Genomic DNA, 14104 nt, shown 5'->3' on the forward strand with positions numbered 1-14104 from the left:
TCCGTTTTTGAGTTTTCGTAACAATTATTACGTTCCCGGCCGTAGAGCAGGCGGCGCCGATCCAGGATCGGTATGACTGGATTAGCGCCGCCCCCATCACGAGCCGTTACAGAAGTTGCGCTCCCGCTCAAACTGCCCTCTCGAACATGGCCCGGACTTCCCGCCATCAATTCGCCGTCACATGCTGTCTCTAGCCTTCTGTGCGTCGCCGATCCAGGCGGCCTCGCCCCCTACGCCAAGGACACGCATACGATGACTTCCCGCCGTAAATTCCTCCAGAGCGTCGCCGGCTCCGGCCTGTCGGCCGCCGCGTTGGCCACGTTCCCGCCCGGCATCCGGCGCGCGCTGGCCATTCCCGCGCACCACGACACCGGCACCATCCAGGACGTCAAGCACGTCGTCCTGCTGATGATGGAGAACCGCTCGTTCGACAGCTACTTCGGCACGTTCAAGGGCGTGCGCGGTTACGGCGACCGCTTCGCGGCTCCCGCGGCCAACGGCCAGAACGTCTTCTTCCAGACCTATACCAAAACCAGCCCGCCGACGACCTACACGCCGTACCACCTGGATGAAACCCAGGGCAATGCGCAGCGCGCGGGCAGTACCCCCCATTCCTGGGCCGATACGCAGGCAGCCTGGGACCAGGGCCGCATGGCCCATTGGCCCGACGCCAAGAACCCGCTTTCCATGGGCTATTACGAGGAAGCCGAAGTGCCATTCCAGCGCGCGCTGGCCGAGGCCTTCACCCTCTGCGACCACTACCACTGCGGCATGCATACCGGCACCATCGCCAACCGCCTGTTCTATTGGACCGGCACCAACGGCCCGAACGGCCGCGACCCTTCCGAAGGCGGACCGGTCAATGTGGCGGTACTGAACAACCAGTACAACGGCGGCAACGACATCGGCCCGTCCACCGAAGGCTGGACCTGGACGACCTACGCCGACCGGCTGCAAAAAGCCGGCGTGAAGTGGAAGGTCTACCAGAGCCTGATCGACAACTACGGCTGCAACGAGATGATGAGTTTCCGCCACTGGCGCGCGGAAATCGAAAAAATGCCCGCCTCGCGGCGCCCGGTCTACGTGCCCAAGACCGACATCACCCAGGATGCCGGCCTGGCGGGCCCGGTCTACGACCCCTTGACCGACGACGCCCTGAGCCCGCTTGCCAAGGGCTTCGCCAACACCATGCCCCAGGGCTTCCTGGAAACATTCCGCGCCGACATCCAGGCCGGCCAGTTGCCGGAAGTCTCCTGGATCATCGCGCCGTCGGCGTACAGCGAGCACCCCGGACCGTCCAGCCCCGCCAAAGGTGGCTGGTACGTGCAGGAAGTGCTGGATGCGTTGACCGCCAATCCCGATGTCTGGAGCAAGACGGTCCTGCTGATCAACTACGACGAAAACGACGGCTTCTTCGACCACCTGCCGCCGCCCACCGCCCCTTCGCACAACCCGGACGGCACCCTGGCCGGCGGCTACACGCTGCCGGACAGGGACATGGCCGTCGAGTACCACAACTACACGCCGGCCACGGCCAGCCAGCCGGCCCAGGACGGCCGCCCTTATGGTCCCGGCCCGCGCGTTCCGATGTGGGTCGTGTCGCCGTGGAGCCGCGGCGGCTGGGTGAATTCGCAAGTGTTCGATCACACCTCCACGCTGATGTTCCTGGAGAAGCGTTTCGGCGTGCGCGAGCCGCAGATCAGCAAGTACCGCCGCGCCGTATGCGGCGATCTGACCAGCGCGTTCAACTTCGAGAACCCCAACAGCGAACCGCTGCCCACGCTGAACGGCAGTTCGACCAAGGACCAGGTCGACGCCCTGACCGCGGCGCAGCAGAGCGCGCCGAAGATCACGCCGCCCACGAGCGCGCGGATGCCCTCGCAGGCCGCCGGCGTTCGGCCATCGCGCGCGCTGCCTTACGAATTGGACGCCACCATCGACACGGATGCGCGGCATGGAACCGTGAAACTGAAGTTCTCCAATACGGGCGATGCCGGCGCCGTCTTCCACGTCTATGACAGGCTGCATCTGGACCGCGTCCCGCGCCGTTATATCGTCGAGCCCCGGCGGTCCCTTAAGGGCAGTTGGGCCGCCGGTGCGGACGATGACGGCAAGTACGACCTGTGGGTGCTGGGTCCCAACGGTTTCCACCGGCACTTCGCCGGCGACCTCAACGTCCTGGACGAGCGGGATGCGGCGGCGCCGGAAGTGGAATTCGAGCCGGACGGCAAGAGCGGCCACGTCCGCCTGACCGTGCGAAACGAAGGCCGGCGCGCGGTCGCATGCACGGTCAGGTCGAACCAGGCCTACGGCCCGCTGCAGGCGCGAGGCGGCGATTTCGACGCCGACCGCGACGGCGCCTGGACCGCCGACGTGCGTCCCGGCCATCAGGCCCGGATGACGCTTTCCTTGCGCGACAGCGGCAACTGGTACGACCTGATGGTGACGGCGGATTCGGACCCCGGCTTTATGCGCCGGCTGGCCGGCCGCATCGAGACCGGCCGCCATTCGGTGAGCGATCCGGCGCTGGGCGTGCCGGACGGCTTCTAAGGCGCGCCGCAAGGCACGGCCATCGGCGCGCAGGATCGCAATACGTTGCGCGCCGATGGTTGTCGCCCAGGCGACGGCCAGCGCTTATTGCCGGACTCAGGAAAAATGAACGGAGATGCCGCCCAGCGGCCCATAATCGGCATGCAAGGTGTCTCCGGGTCCCACCGCCACCGTGCGCGTGAAGGACCCCGCCAGGACGATATGGCCAGCCTCCAGTCCCATGCCATGCGGCGCAAGCTTGTTGGCCAGCCAGGCGACGCCCAGTGCCGGATGCCCGAGCACCGCCGCCGACACGCCCGACTCTTCGATGACGCCGTTCTTGAGCAGGATGGCCGCGACCCAGCGCAGGTCGATGTCCATGGGCCGGACCGGACGGCCACCCAGGACGATCCCGGCGCAGGCCGCGTTGTCGGCGATGTTGTCGACGATCGTGCGCGGATACCTGCTGCGGCCGTCGATGATCTCCAGCGCCGGGACGACGTAGTCCGTGGCATCCAGCACGTCGAACAGCGTGGCATCCGGACCTTGCAATGCCTTGCCCAGCACGAAAGCCAGTTCGACCTCCACGCGCGGCACGATCATCTTTTCCGTGGAGATGGTCTGGCCATCCTGGAAGAACATGGTATCGAGCAAATGCCCGTAATCGGGTTCGTCTATCCCGACCGTGCTTTGCATGGCCTTGGAAGTCAGGCCGATCTTGTGCCCGCGCAGGCGCGCGCCCCGGGCGATCTTGAGGTCGATGATGCGCTTCTGGATGGCGTAGGAATCGGCGATCTCCATGCCGGGGAATGTCAGTGCCAGCTGCGTGGCCGGCTGGCCGGTACGCTCGGCCTCCATCAGCATATCGGCGGCACGGGCACGGTCCTCGTCGTTGAGCATGGCGTCACCTTCAGGCGGTCGTGGCCGGGTCGTCGGCCACCGGGTTGGACAGAACGCCGATGCCCGGTACCTCCACTTCGACGACGTCGCCCGGTTTCAGGAAGCGCGGCGGATCGAAGCGCACGCCGGCGCCCACCGGCGTACCCGTGGAGATGATGTCGCCGGGCTCCAGCGTGGTCCAGATCGAGATGTAGCGGATCAGCTCGGCGAACGGGAACATCAGGTTCGCGGTGGTGTCGTGCTGCCGCTGTTCGCCATTGACGCGCGTGGTGACGGTCAGCGGCGCGGCCGGATCGAAGGCATCCGCGGTGACCATCCAGGGGCCCATCGAACCGCTCGCATCGAAGTTCTTGCCCTGGGTGACATTGAACTTGCCGTGGCGCAGCCAGTCGCGCACCGTACCCTCGTTGGCGCATGTCAGCCCGGCCACATGGGACCAGGCATGCGCGGCGGCGATGCGCCGGCCGCGCTTGCCGATGACGATGGCGATCTCGCCCTCGTAGTCCAGCTGCTCGGACTCAGCGGGACGCAGCAGCGGTTGGCCGTGGCCGACGAAGGAGCCGGGAAAGCGCGGGAACACGCTGGGATAGGCGGGTGGCGCGCTGCCATCCTTGTACTCCTCGTTGCGTTTGCCGTAGTTCACGCCGACGCAGATGATTTTCTCCGGCGACGGAATGGGCGGCAGCAGGCGCACGTCCGCCAGGCGCAGCGTTGCAAGCATGCCTTCGGCGCGCCGCGCCAGTTCGGGCAGCGCCTGCGCCGCCAGCGCGGCCCGCAGGCTGGCATGGCCCAGGCCGCCAAGATCGACGATATCGGCATCGCCACGCAGCAGGCCGAAACCGGCGCGGCCCTGATGTTCGAAGGAAAGCAGTTTCATGGCTCGAATCCAAAAAGGCGGGCGGGGTTGTCCACCATGATCTTGTGCAGCGTGGCGGCATCGCCGGCGTAGCGCGCCAACTGGTCCACCAGGCGGCCTTCGTCCGGCGTCGCTTTGACGGAAACCGGATGAGGCCAGTCGCTTCCCCAGATGACGCGATCGGGATTGGCCGCGATCAGGGCCTGCGCCAGGGGCACCACATCGTCCCAGGGCTCGCCCGCTTTCGATAGTTTTTCCGTCAGGGACAGCATCACCCAGAAATTGCCGCGCCCGAGCAGCTCGACCAGCTTGCATCGGCTGGGATCGCGCGGCCCCTCCGCCGGGTCGGCACGCCCCATATGGTCGATCAGCACCGGAATATCCAGGTCCTCGAACTGAGCCGCCTGGGCCAGGATGCCATCAGGCTCGGGCTGGAACTTGGCATACCAGCCCAGTTCCCGCAGGCGCGCGATGGACCGCCGGAACGCAGCCGGCTCCATGCTGATTCCCAGGCCTTGCCGTGTATAGCGCGCACCGCGCACACCGGCATCGTGGAGGCGGGCAATGTAGGCATCGTCGCGCTCGGCCAGGACGGCCGCATTGGCGCAGCCGCGATAGTTGGGCCCGGCGGCGGCCAGGCCATCCAGGACAACCTGGTGATCGGCGCCGTAGGTGGTCGCCTGCACGATGACCCCGCGTTCGATGCCCAGCAGCCGATGCAGCCGCAAGGCCACTTCGATGGTGGCGCCTGGCATCTCGTAGGCTGCTCCCGCACGCACCGGGTAGCGGTCGGCGGGCCCGAATACGTGGAACTGGCTGTCGCAGGATCCCGCGGGCAGGCGTGTGCGGGGCGCGGTGGGGTGGGGATGGAAGGATTGGTATTGCGCCATGCCGCTTACTCCTGTCCCAGCACCGCGATGAAATCGCATTCGACCAGCTTGTCGCCATCCAGGTCCGCCTTCATCGTGTGGCGCGCCGGACGGTCGTCGGGATCCGGAAAAGCGCGCAGCCACGCGGCGTTCAGGGCCGCGCGCTGGCCGCGATCGCGCATCCAGACAGTCATCTTCGCGATGTGGCCCAGCGACCCGCCCCCGGCCTCGACGATGCGGCGCACGTGGTCGAACATCAACTCGCACTGGCGCTCCAGCGTCTCGCCATAGGCCCCCGTGGCGGGATCGGTGCCCTGGATGCTGCCCGAATAAAGCATGTTGCCGATCCGGCAGGCGGCAGGGATGGGATTCTTGTGGCTGAAGCCTTCGGCGTAGATGCTGCGTCTGGTCATGACGATATTCCGGGTGGGTGAAGCGCGATGCGCCTTAATTGGCGGTGATGCCGGCGCGCTGGATGATGGGCGTCCAGCGGGCGTCCTCGGCCGCCAGGTAGCGGGTGAACGCCTCAGGCGTGCTGCCGCGCGCCTGCGCGCCGAGGTCTTCGAAACGCTTGATGATCTCCGGCTGTGCCAGGATGCCGGATAGCGCCTGGCTCAACCGCGACAGGATTTGCGGCGGCGTTCCCTTGGGTGCCAGCAGGCCCGTGAAGGTGGACGCCTCCAGGCCCTGCACGCCCGCTTCCGCGAACGTCGGGACGTCGGGCATGGACGGCAGGCGCTGCGCCGTGGTCACTGCCAGGGCCCGCAGCCGGCCCTCCTTGATAAAGGGCAGGGCCACCGAGATCTGGTCGAACTGGAAGTCCACCTGACCGCCCAGCAGATCGGTGTTCGCCGGCGCATTGCCCTTGTACTGCGCGGTGGTCCAGCGCGCCCCCGTCACATGCTGCAGCAGCTCGCTGACCAGGTGATTGGTGGTGCCCGCGCCCGGCGACGCCATGGTCAGCTTGCCCGGCTCCTTCCTGGCCAGCGCGATCAGCTCGCCCACCGTCTTCACCGGCAGGGATGGCTTCACCTCCAGCACCAGCGGGGTGTACGAGATCGAACTGATCGGCGCGAAATCGCGATCCCATTTGTAGGCCGCCCGCTTGAAGATCAGCGGACTGAACAGCAGCGGCCCATTGGCGGCCATGAACAGGGTGTAGCCGTCGGGTTCGGCGCGCGCCACAAACTCGCCGGCGATCATGCCGCCCGCGCCGGGCTTGTTGTCGACGATGAACGGCTGCCCCAGCGCGGCCTGCAATCCCGGCGCGATAAGCCTGGCGGCCACGTCGACGTTTCCACCGGGCGGATAAGGCACGACAATGCGCACGGGCCGGTCCGGCCAGGCGGCTTGCGCGTATGAGGTAAGGCCGGCCAGCGCAATCGCTGCGCAGGCCTGAGCCAGCAGGCGTCGGGTCATGAGGTTGTCTCCAGGCGTTCGTCGAGGTTGTGTCGATCTTGTGGTTGGTCGACCTTGCGGTTGGTCGACCTTGTAGGCAGAACTCTAGAAACTTGCATGCGGACCGACAATGCGGAAGTCCGCAAAAAGTCCAAATAATGGAACAAAATGCGGAACCCATAAGCAGCCCGCTAGGATGATCGTAAAGAAAATATCGAAAATAACGTGACAGGGTTTCCGCCCGTCACTGTGCGGCACCGATAAATGGTTCAATAATTGGACGCTAAATCGACATCCACCATGCGCATCGCCACACCCGAACTCACGCCTGAACAGATCTACAAGCTCATGACCGGCATCGTGGTGCCGCGTCCCATTGCGTGGATCAGCAGCCTGGGGCCGGGCGGCAAGGTCAACCTCGCGCCCTTCAGCTGCTTCACCTTCGTCTCGAACATGCCGCCGATGGTGGGTATCAGCATCGGACGCAAGGCCGGACAGCGCAAGGACACCGCGAACAACATCCTGGCGCATCGCCATTTCGTGGTGAACATCGGGGACGAGACGCTGCTCGATGCCATACATGCCAGCGCGGAAGAGCATCCTCCGGAAATCAGCGAGGTCGAACTCCTTGGACTGGACACCCTGCCCGGCGAAACGATAGCCACTCCCCGCCTGGCCGCCGCCCCCATCAGCCTGGAATGCCGCTTCCACAGCGTCACGCCGTACGGCGACACCGGTGCGGAATTCTTCGTCGGTGAAGTGCTGGTCTTTCACATCCGCGACGGACTGGCACGCGACGGCAAGATCGAAACGGAACGCCTGCGGCCGGTGTGTCGCCTGGGTGGGCCCAACTATGCGTCGCTCGGGACGATCGTTACCAAAAAAGCCGTGCGCCAGACGCCGAAGTCCATCATGCCGCGCGACACCGCGCCCGCGGCCGGGTCGGCCGACGACGCGGCGGCACCCGCATCCGCGCAAGCCCCGGCTTCGAAAGAAGTGCCATGACCGAGACGTCCGCCGACGACACCCCCGCCGGCGCGCAAACCGTTCGCCGCGCGATGGCCATACTGCGCCTGGTGGCCTGTGGCCAGGAACGCGGCGTCCGCCTGATCGATCTCGTGCGGATGTCGGGCCTGAACCGGCCGACGGTGCATCGCCTGCTGAAGACCCTGGCGCAGGAAGGCGCAATCGAACAGGATCCGGAAACGCGGCGATATCTGGTCGGCCCGGAGATCAACCTGCTGGGTCTGGCGCGCACCCGGCGCTTCCCCTTGCTGACCCTCGCGGACCCCTACCTGACCGAACTCGCGCATCAGGTCGGCGACACCGTGTTCCTGAGCATACGCCACGGCCACGACTCCATCTGTATCGGTCGGCGTACGGGACATCATCCCATCCAGGTCTTGTCCATCGAAGTCGGCGTACGTCGACCGCTGGGTGTGGGCGTGTCCGGCGTGGCGCTGCTGGCCAGTCTGCCGCCGCGCGAAAGCACCGCCCTTGTGGCGGCCAATGCGGCACGGCTGTCGGTGCTGGGCGAAAAGCAGGAAGACATCCTCGCCCGCGTGGCGACCGCTCGCGCCACCGGCGTGGCCCATGCGCCCGCGGGCCTGATGCCGGGGACGAGCGCCGTGGCGATCCCTGTCCCGGGGCCGGACGGCAACGCCCTGGGCGCTGTCACCGTCACCGCCATGGCCAACCGGCTCATGCAGGACCGCTACACGGAAGTCGTTCGACAGATGCGACTGGCCGCGGAGTCCATCGCGCGGCGATATGGGGAAACCTCGACGGGTGGACCTGGGCGACCTCCTAGATCGAACGCCGACAAAAGGCCGGCCTGAAGCGGAAGACATATCAAAGCCCGATCGACATCGACAGTTGCCACGACATGACGAGCTTCGCCGACTAGCCGGTGAGCGAACCGGTGCTGAGCTTGCCCGTAGTCGCGGGATCGGCATGGCCCGCTTGGCGCCATTGCAGCCTGCTCCTCAATACCTAAGAGCGATAGCGCTTCGAAGCAATGAAGCGTATACGTGTCGCGACATTCCGCGAACGGTAACGCCATCGTCGATGTCATATTGCAATGTGAGTGGTGCTGAGCGCCCCGGCCTGATTCCCGCATTTGGAGTGATATTCGCATGGATACCTCTCCCGCCCCCCACAACGACGACGCCCGTTCCAAAACGGCAGCGAAGGATAGGGCCATCTGGCTAGAGCTGCTCAAACTTACGCCTCAAATGGCCTGGATTGCACTCGCGGCCTGTCTCTTATTCCTCTTCGCGAGACCGCTATTGCATACCTTGGAGCAAGGACGTGCCATGAAGCTCGGGGTAGGAATCATACAAATCGAGATCGCACAGAAGCAGTTGATCCAGGCGGCGGCGGCGCAAGACCAGTCAATACCGGACACCCTTAAGGCGAGGATCGAACGCACTCCCCGGGAATTATTCGACGCTACGGTGCTCTGGCTGGACGACAACCCAGCAAGGAATCTCGCGCTTCGCCGCGCGCTCGTATCGTTGGGACTCATCGTCGACACTGCAACAAGCACGATGCAAGCCATGACGATGCTTAATGGCGGACACTACAATCTCATCATCTCGGATCTATACCGCAAAGAGACACCACAGGCGGATTGCCCAAAATCCGATAGCCCGGAAGACCCAGGCGGATGCGATCTGATAAGCCAATTGAATCGATTGTCCGAGAGAGAGAATGGAGGAAAGGAACTGGAACGCACGGATCCACCCGTCATTTTCTACGCATGGAACTACGTACCGTCATGGGGCTCCCCGCCCTATTCATTTGGCGCGACAAACCGCGTGGATGAGCTCTTTCATCTTGTCCTCGATGCCTTGGAGCGACGAAACACAGGAACGCCGGGCAGTTGAATCCCTGGCGCTCGGACGCGAGAGCAGCCCAAACGAATAGTGACCGGGCCAACCTTTTGGTGAATGACAGGCCGTTCAGCGATACCTATCATCTGCTTGCGTCCGATCTTCCATCAGCCGCCGAATCGACGCGAGGAATTCATTGGAAAGGCAACACGTTCCTCACGGTACCGCTTCACCTTGAGGAGGACATCATGCCACTCGCGCGCTATCTGACGGTTTCGGACCTTCGTACCGATCCTCCAGCAGATCTCACTTCGTCAAGGTTGAAGCTGATAGCTCAAGGGGACTCCTGGTTCTCCATAAATAAGTTATTCCTTTCCACTTCGCTGCTTAGAAGGTTGAACTTCTCAGAGGACTCGGTCATTCTAAGCTGCGCCTACCCCGGCGATGTACTGACGCACATGGTCGAGTGGCGTCGAGACCCGTATTTTTTTCGATACTTCGCTTCCCCAAACCTGGAAGAACAGTGGGACGGGCTCCTATTGTCTGCGGGGGGTAACGATCTCATTGCCGCGTTGGCGATCCTGCCCGAAGACGCCAATGGCGTGCCCAACCTGGCAGCCGAGAGACTGCTGCTGACCAAAGCCGAGCGTGCAAGCACGGGGCCGATCGACAGGTATGTCTCCCCAGACGGCTGGGCGAAATTCCGCGAGCATATGCTGGAGCAATACCGGGCATTGGATAGCGTGCGGGCGGGAAGCGCGAAGAACCGGAACGTTCCGATTTTCACTCATTGCTATGCCATCCCGCAGCCGCGAAACGTCGGCGCGGGCTTATCTGGTCCCTGGCTGTACAAGTCCTTGCTCGCGTATCAGGTCCCGCCGGCCGATTGGCTGCCGCTCAGCAAGCATCTAATCGACCTGTTGCACGACGAGATCATCGCCGCCGCGAAGCTCGTGAATTATCACGTTCTGGACACCAGGAACATGATCCCCCCTGCCTCGCCGGATCCTGGCGTGCGGGATCGCTACTGGGCTAACGAAATCCATCCGACGGCTCGCGGCTATGACTTGATCGCAGCGGAATTCGTCGAGATGATCGAGCGTGTTCTCGTCCCGGCCCATGGCGGACAAGGGCGTGCATCCACGCCGGTAGGCGGTCCCACACCCGCCAGCGTTGCGGCACCCGGTCCCTGACCAGCCATAATGCCTCCCCACGCCGAGCCTTTGACCATAGGGGACCTGGAATGGATTCGAGACTTTCGGAATTGCTCCTGGGTCCTGTCTTATCGTTTCGAGGCCTAAAGATCGATAGACACGCCGCGACATGGCAGTTGACGGCGCTTATTGCCATTCCCGAAAACGCCGCAATACCCATTTTCGCGGTTGAAGGACAGAGATGCCCGCCTCCGCTCAGCCTTTGGATGACCGGAGGGCTCAACATCCTTCGATACGACTGTTCCGTGAAGCTGGCAGATAAAGAGCGCCGTGTGAATTACGGAATCATGGGCACCAAGGGCTGGCACTTTACGGTACCGGCCAAGAATGCCCCGCCGCGGCTTGCCTACGTGTCCTGCAACGGTTTTTCGGAGCCGAAAGTTGTCCGAAACATGCGAAATCCGCTCGCTTTTGTGTGGCAGGACCTGCTCGCCAATCATGACGTCTTCTTCCGGGATCCAGAAAAGGAGTACCGGCTCGATAAGGAGCAGCGTTGGCATGAGTCGCGAACGCATGTCCATGGCTGGCAACGCTTCCATTTGCTGCTGATGGGTGGAGATCAGATTTATATGGACTCCATCTGGGAAGACATCGACGCGCTGAAGTATTGGCTTGGGCTATCGAGGGACGAGCAAGTGCATCACACGCTGCCGCAGGGGGCGCATGACGAGGTTGAAGGCTATTACATCAAACGCTATGTCGAGCGGTGGCTGCCGCAGAGATTGAAGGGATGGAGCCAGGAACAACGCCTTTCCGAATGCCCCGGCGCGCTCGCCTCCATTCCCACCATCATGATGTGGGATGACCATGACATCTTCGATGGATGGGGTTCCTACAGTGCGGCGATGCAGAGCTCGGATGTATTTCAAGCACTGTTTCGAGCAGCCAGGCGCACGTTTTGGGTTTTTCAGTTGCAGCATTCGATCGATGACCTTCCACCTCTCGTGGAACGCACTCCGTTGAGCGCAACCGACGATCCGGATTTCGAGAACGTCGACTGGGAAAAGGTACGCAAAAAGGGCGATCCATTGATGCTGCCGTTCCTGCCAATGCAACCAGGGTTCTCTTACACGCACGCGGTCGGGCCGATAGAGATCGTCGTCATGGACCTGCGGACCGAGCGCTCGTTTACCCAAATCCTCGGCCCTGCTTCATGGCAGTCGATGTTGACGTGGCTTCGGGACACGGGGCGTCGCGGATGCCACCATGTCCTTGTTCTATCCAGTGTTCCGGCAGTCCACCCAAAGCTCACGCTCGCTGAAAATGTATTCGACCTGACAGGCTCGGAACACGTGAAGGAAAGCAATGCCGATGATCTGAAGGATCACTGGAGTCACGACAGCCACGACGGAGAACGAAAGCGCCTATTCCGGAACCTGATAGAAGCTGCATGCCTGCGCCAGCTCAGGGTCACGCTTGTTTCCGGCGATGTTCATGTTGCCGCTTGGGGTTACGTTGCACGCAACGACGCGACCCCCGGAACGAATTGCCTGCGGGTCCATCAGCTCACGGCCTCGGGCGTAGTGCATCCCACATTAACGGGACTTTTCGAAAAGGCGTTCCTCGCATACTTGAACGAAGCGGCAAATCATAAACAGGACATCGACTCGGAATACACGGTGGAAATGATGCTGTTTCCTGGACACCGGTCGCGGATTCTGGCGGCTCGCAATTGGTTGGCCATGGAGACCGACAGCGACCTGCGGCTTTGGGCCACCTGGCGCGCGGAAGCTGGAAATGGATTCTCGAATCACCTCCTGGCCATACACCCTGTCACCATAAGAGGCACATAGCGCCGGGGCCGGAAAACCGTACCCCTCGTAAGAAAACGGCCCACAGCCAATGCGATGGAACGGACGACGGTTCGCGGATCAAAGCGGTTGCCGCAGCTGAACGCCTTCCGCAATATGGCAGGCCTCCACCCGCCGCGCGCCTTGCAGATCCGCCGCCGTCCGCGCGACCCTGAGCACGCGATGCGCCGCCCGGCCGGACGCATTCAGGCTGACCATCGCGCGCCTGAACAACCCGCGTGCCTCTTCGGACAGCACGCAATGCGTATCCAGTTCGCGCGCGTCCAGGCATGCGTTCAGTTTTCCCTGCCGGCCCAGCTGCAGCTCGCGACACGCCAGCACGCGTGCCCGCACCGCGGCGGATTCTTCGCCCGCCGGCGCGTCCATCCAGTCCGGGTCCGGTGGCGGCAATTCGATCTGCAGGTCGATGCGGTCCAATAAGGGACCGGATAGCCGGGAGCGGTAGCGGTCCGCCTGCTCCGGCGTGCAGCGACATGGGATGCGCGGATGGCCGCGCCAGCCGCACGGGCAGGGATTCATGGCTGCGATCAGCTGGAAGCGGGCCGGGTACTCCAGGGTATGCGCGGCGCGGGCGATCGACACCCGTCCCGATTCCAACGGTTCGCGCAATGCCTCCAGGGCGCGTCGGTCGAACTCCGGCAGTTCGTCCAGAAACAGCACGCCGTGATGGGCGAGGCTGATTTCGCCCGGACGCGGCCGTGCCCCGCCGCCCACAAGGGCGGCGGCAGTCGCGCAATGATGCGGCGCCCGGAACGGCGGCCGCGCGCTGAATAGGGCATCGCCCGCCGCTAGCCCCGCGATGGCGGCTACCTCCAGAGCCTGGCCATGTGACAACCTCGGCAGCAGTCCCGGAAGCCGATGCGCGAGCATGCTTTTGCCGGCACCCGGCGGCCCCACCATCAACAGGCTGTGGCCACCGGCTGCCGCGAGCTCCAGCGCGCGGCGGGCACCGCCCTGCCCGCGCACATCGGACAGGCAGGGCCCGTCGGGCGCCGGCGGCCAAGGCGCCGGCGCGGCGCGCGGCAGCGTCTCGGTGGCGCAAAGATGTCCGACCACGTCAGCGAGCGTGCGCGCCGACAACACTCGCAGGCCTTCCACATGGGCAGCCTGGGCCGCGCTGGCGGACGGCAGCACCAAGGTCGCGTCGGGCTGCTCGCCGACCACGCCCAGGGCGATGGCCAGCGGCGCCGCGACCGGCACCAGCACACCGGTCAGGGAAAGCTCGCCGGCCAGGACCAGGCCGGACAGGCATGTCGGCCCGGACCGGTCCCGCAGTTCCGGCATGGCGATTTGCCCGGACGCCAGCAGAACGCCCACGGCGATCGGCAGATCGAAACGCGCGGACTCCTTGCGCAGATCCGCCGGCGACAGGCTGACGGTCAGGCGGCCGGCAGGAAATTCGAAACCGCTGTTCTGGATGGCCGCGCGCACCCGTTCACGGCTTTCGCGTACCGCCACGTCAGCCAGTCCCACCACCGTGAAAGACGGCAAGCCAGGCGCCAGATGGGTTTCCACGCGCACGGGCACCGCACGCAGCCCGATCAACGCCCGGCTGTTCAAAACGGCAAGACTCATGGGCGCGCTTTCCTCGAAAACAAAAGCGCAGTATGCATAGAACCCATGGGGCGGATCGCCCGGGCGGGATGAATCCGGCATTGCCCCGGGCCCAGGCCGCGCGACATACAGCAGGTGA

General features: G+C 64.2%; 12 protein-coding genes. 6 read left to right on the forward strand and 6 right to left on the reverse strand.

Annotated elements, in window-relative coordinates:
• Positions 1-252 precede the first annotated feature (252 nt).
• Positions 253-2550: a phosphocholine-specific phospholipase C gene (locus ACO1P8_RS00285; protein ID WP_486293958.1), complete on the forward strand. Its 2298-nt coding sequence runs from the start codon at positions 253-255 to the stop codon at positions 2548-2550.
• Between the two features lie 96 nt (positions 2551-2646).
• Here ACO1P8_RS00285 and hpaH read toward each other — a convergent pair whose 3' ends face one another.
• Genes hpaH through ACO1P8_RS00310 form a run of 5 tightly spaced genes read right to left on the reverse strand, consistent with a single transcriptional unit; the run spans position 2647 to position 6573 of the window.
• On the reverse strand, positions 2647-3429 hold the full coding sequence (gene hpaH / locus ACO1P8_RS00290; RefSeq protein WP_486293959.1) for a 2-oxo-hept-4-ene-1,7-dioate hydratase: 783 nt from the start codon (positions 3427-3429) through the stop codon (positions 2647-2649).
• A gap of 10 nt (positions 3430-3439) precedes the next feature.
• Complete coding sequence (locus ACO1P8_RS00295) at positions 3440-4306, reverse strand: fumarylacetoacetate hydrolase family protein (RefSeq protein ID WP_486293960.1); 867 nt, start codon at positions 4304-4306, stop codon at positions 3440-3442.
• Positions 4303-5175, reverse strand: coding sequence for an amidohydrolase family protein (locus ACO1P8_RS00300; RefSeq protein ID WP_486293961.1), 873 nt, complete (start codon positions 5173-5175; stop codon positions 4303-4305). The genes ACO1P8_RS00295 and ACO1P8_RS00300 overlap by 4 nt, the downstream gene beginning before the upstream one ends.
• A 5-nt stretch (positions 5176-5180) precedes the next feature.
• A complete protein-coding gene (locus ACO1P8_RS00305) occupies positions 5181-5567 on the reverse strand; it encodes a RidA family protein (RefSeq protein ID WP_094841445.1) in 387 nt (128 codons plus the stop codon).
• A 34-nt stretch (positions 5568-5601) separates the two neighbouring features.
• Positions 5602-6573: a Bug family tripartite tricarboxylate transporter substrate binding protein gene (locus ACO1P8_RS00310; RefSeq protein WP_486293962.1), complete on the reverse strand. Its 972-nt coding sequence runs from the start codon at positions 6571-6573 to the stop codon at positions 5602-5604.
• A 279-nt stretch (positions 6574-6852) separates the two neighbouring features.
• Here ACO1P8_RS00310 and ACO1P8_RS00315 point away from each other — a divergent pair, with 279 nt between their 5' ends.
• The 5 genes from ACO1P8_RS00315 (at position 6853) to ACO1P8_RS00335 (ending at position 12393) form a co-directional block, all read left to right on the forward strand.
• Positions 6853-7557 (forward strand): flavin reductase family protein, encoded by a 705-nt coding sequence (locus ACO1P8_RS00315; RefSeq protein WP_486293963.1) that lies wholly within the window; start codon positions 6853-6855, stop codon positions 7555-7557.
• The gene (locus ACO1P8_RS00320; protein WP_486293964.1) at positions 7554-8390 is read left to right on the forward strand and encodes an IclR family transcriptional regulator; all 837 of its coding nucleotides are present in this window, start codon (positions 7554-7556) and stop codon (positions 8388-8390) included. The genes ACO1P8_RS00315 and ACO1P8_RS00320 overlap by 4 nt, the downstream gene beginning before the upstream one ends.
• A 297-nt stretch (positions 8391-8687) precedes the next feature.
• The gene (locus tag ACO1P8_RS00325) at positions 8688-9440 is read left to right on the forward strand and encodes a hypothetical protein (RefSeq protein ID WP_486293965.1); all 753 of its coding nucleotides are present in this window, start codon (positions 8688-8690) and stop codon (positions 9438-9440) included.
• On the forward strand, positions 9437-10579 hold the full coding sequence (locus ACO1P8_RS00330; protein WP_486293966.1) for a hypothetical protein: 1143 nt from the start codon (positions 9437-9439) through the stop codon (positions 10577-10579). The genes ACO1P8_RS00325 and ACO1P8_RS00330 overlap by 4 nt, the downstream gene beginning before the upstream one ends.
• Positions 10580-10845: 266 nt before the next feature.
• Positions 10846-12393 carry an alkaline phosphatase D family protein gene (locus ACO1P8_RS00335; RefSeq protein WP_486293967.1) on the forward strand — a complete coding sequence of 516 codons (1548 nt, stop codon included), beginning with the start codon at positions 10846-10848 and terminating at the stop codon, positions 12391-12393.
• Between the two features lie 78 nt (positions 12394-12471).
• On the opposite strand, the gene ACO1P8_RS00340 is transcribed toward ACO1P8_RS00335, so the two are convergent.
• Positions 12472-13986: a YifB family Mg chelatase-like AAA ATPase gene (locus tag ACO1P8_RS00340; protein ID WP_486293968.1), complete on the reverse strand. Its 1515-nt coding sequence runs from the start codon at positions 13984-13986 to the stop codon at positions 12472-12474.
• Positions 13987-14104 lie beyond the last annotated feature (118 nt).

The organism is Bordetella sp., from assembly GCF_057362025.1.

Coding starts and splice junctions, on each gene's coding strand:
- ACO1P8_RS00325 (WP_486293965.1), top strand. CDS start 8,688: ATGGATACCTCTCCCGCCCCCCACAACGACGACGCCCGTTCCAAAACG.
- ACO1P8_RS00310 (WP_486293962.1), bottom strand. CDS start 6,573: ATGACCCGACGCCTGCTGGCTCAGGCCTGCGCAGCGATTGCGCTGGCC.
- ACO1P8_RS00295 (WP_486293960.1), bottom strand. CDS start 4,306: ATGAAACTGCTTTCCTTCGAACATCAGGGCCGCGCCGGTTTCGGCCTG.
- ACO1P8_RS00300 (WP_486293961.1), bottom strand. CDS start 5,175: ATGGCGCAATACCAATCCTTCCATCCCCACCCCACCGCGCCCCGCACA.
- ACO1P8_RS00315 (WP_486293963.1), top strand. CDS start 6,853: ATGCGCATCGCCACACCCGAACTCACGCCTGAACAGATCTACAAGCTC.
- ACO1P8_RS00305 (WP_094841445.1), bottom strand. CDS start 5,567: ATGACCAGACGCAGCATCTACGCCGAAGGCTTCAGCCACAAGAATCCC.
- hpaH (WP_486293959.1), bottom strand. CDS start 3,429: ATGCTCAACGACGAGGACCGTGCCCGTGCCGCCGATATGCTGATGGAG.
- ACO1P8_RS00320 (WP_486293964.1), top strand. CDS start 7,554: ATGACCGAGACGTCCGCCGACGACACCCCCGCCGGCGCGCAAACCGTT.
- ACO1P8_RS00285 (WP_486293958.1), top strand. CDS start 253: ATGACTTCCCGCCGTAAATTCCTCCAGAGCGTCGCCGGCTCCGGCCTG.
- ACO1P8_RS00340 (WP_486293968.1), bottom strand. CDS start 13,986: ATGAGTCTTGCCGTTTTGAACAGCCGGGCGTTGATCGGGCTGCGTGCG.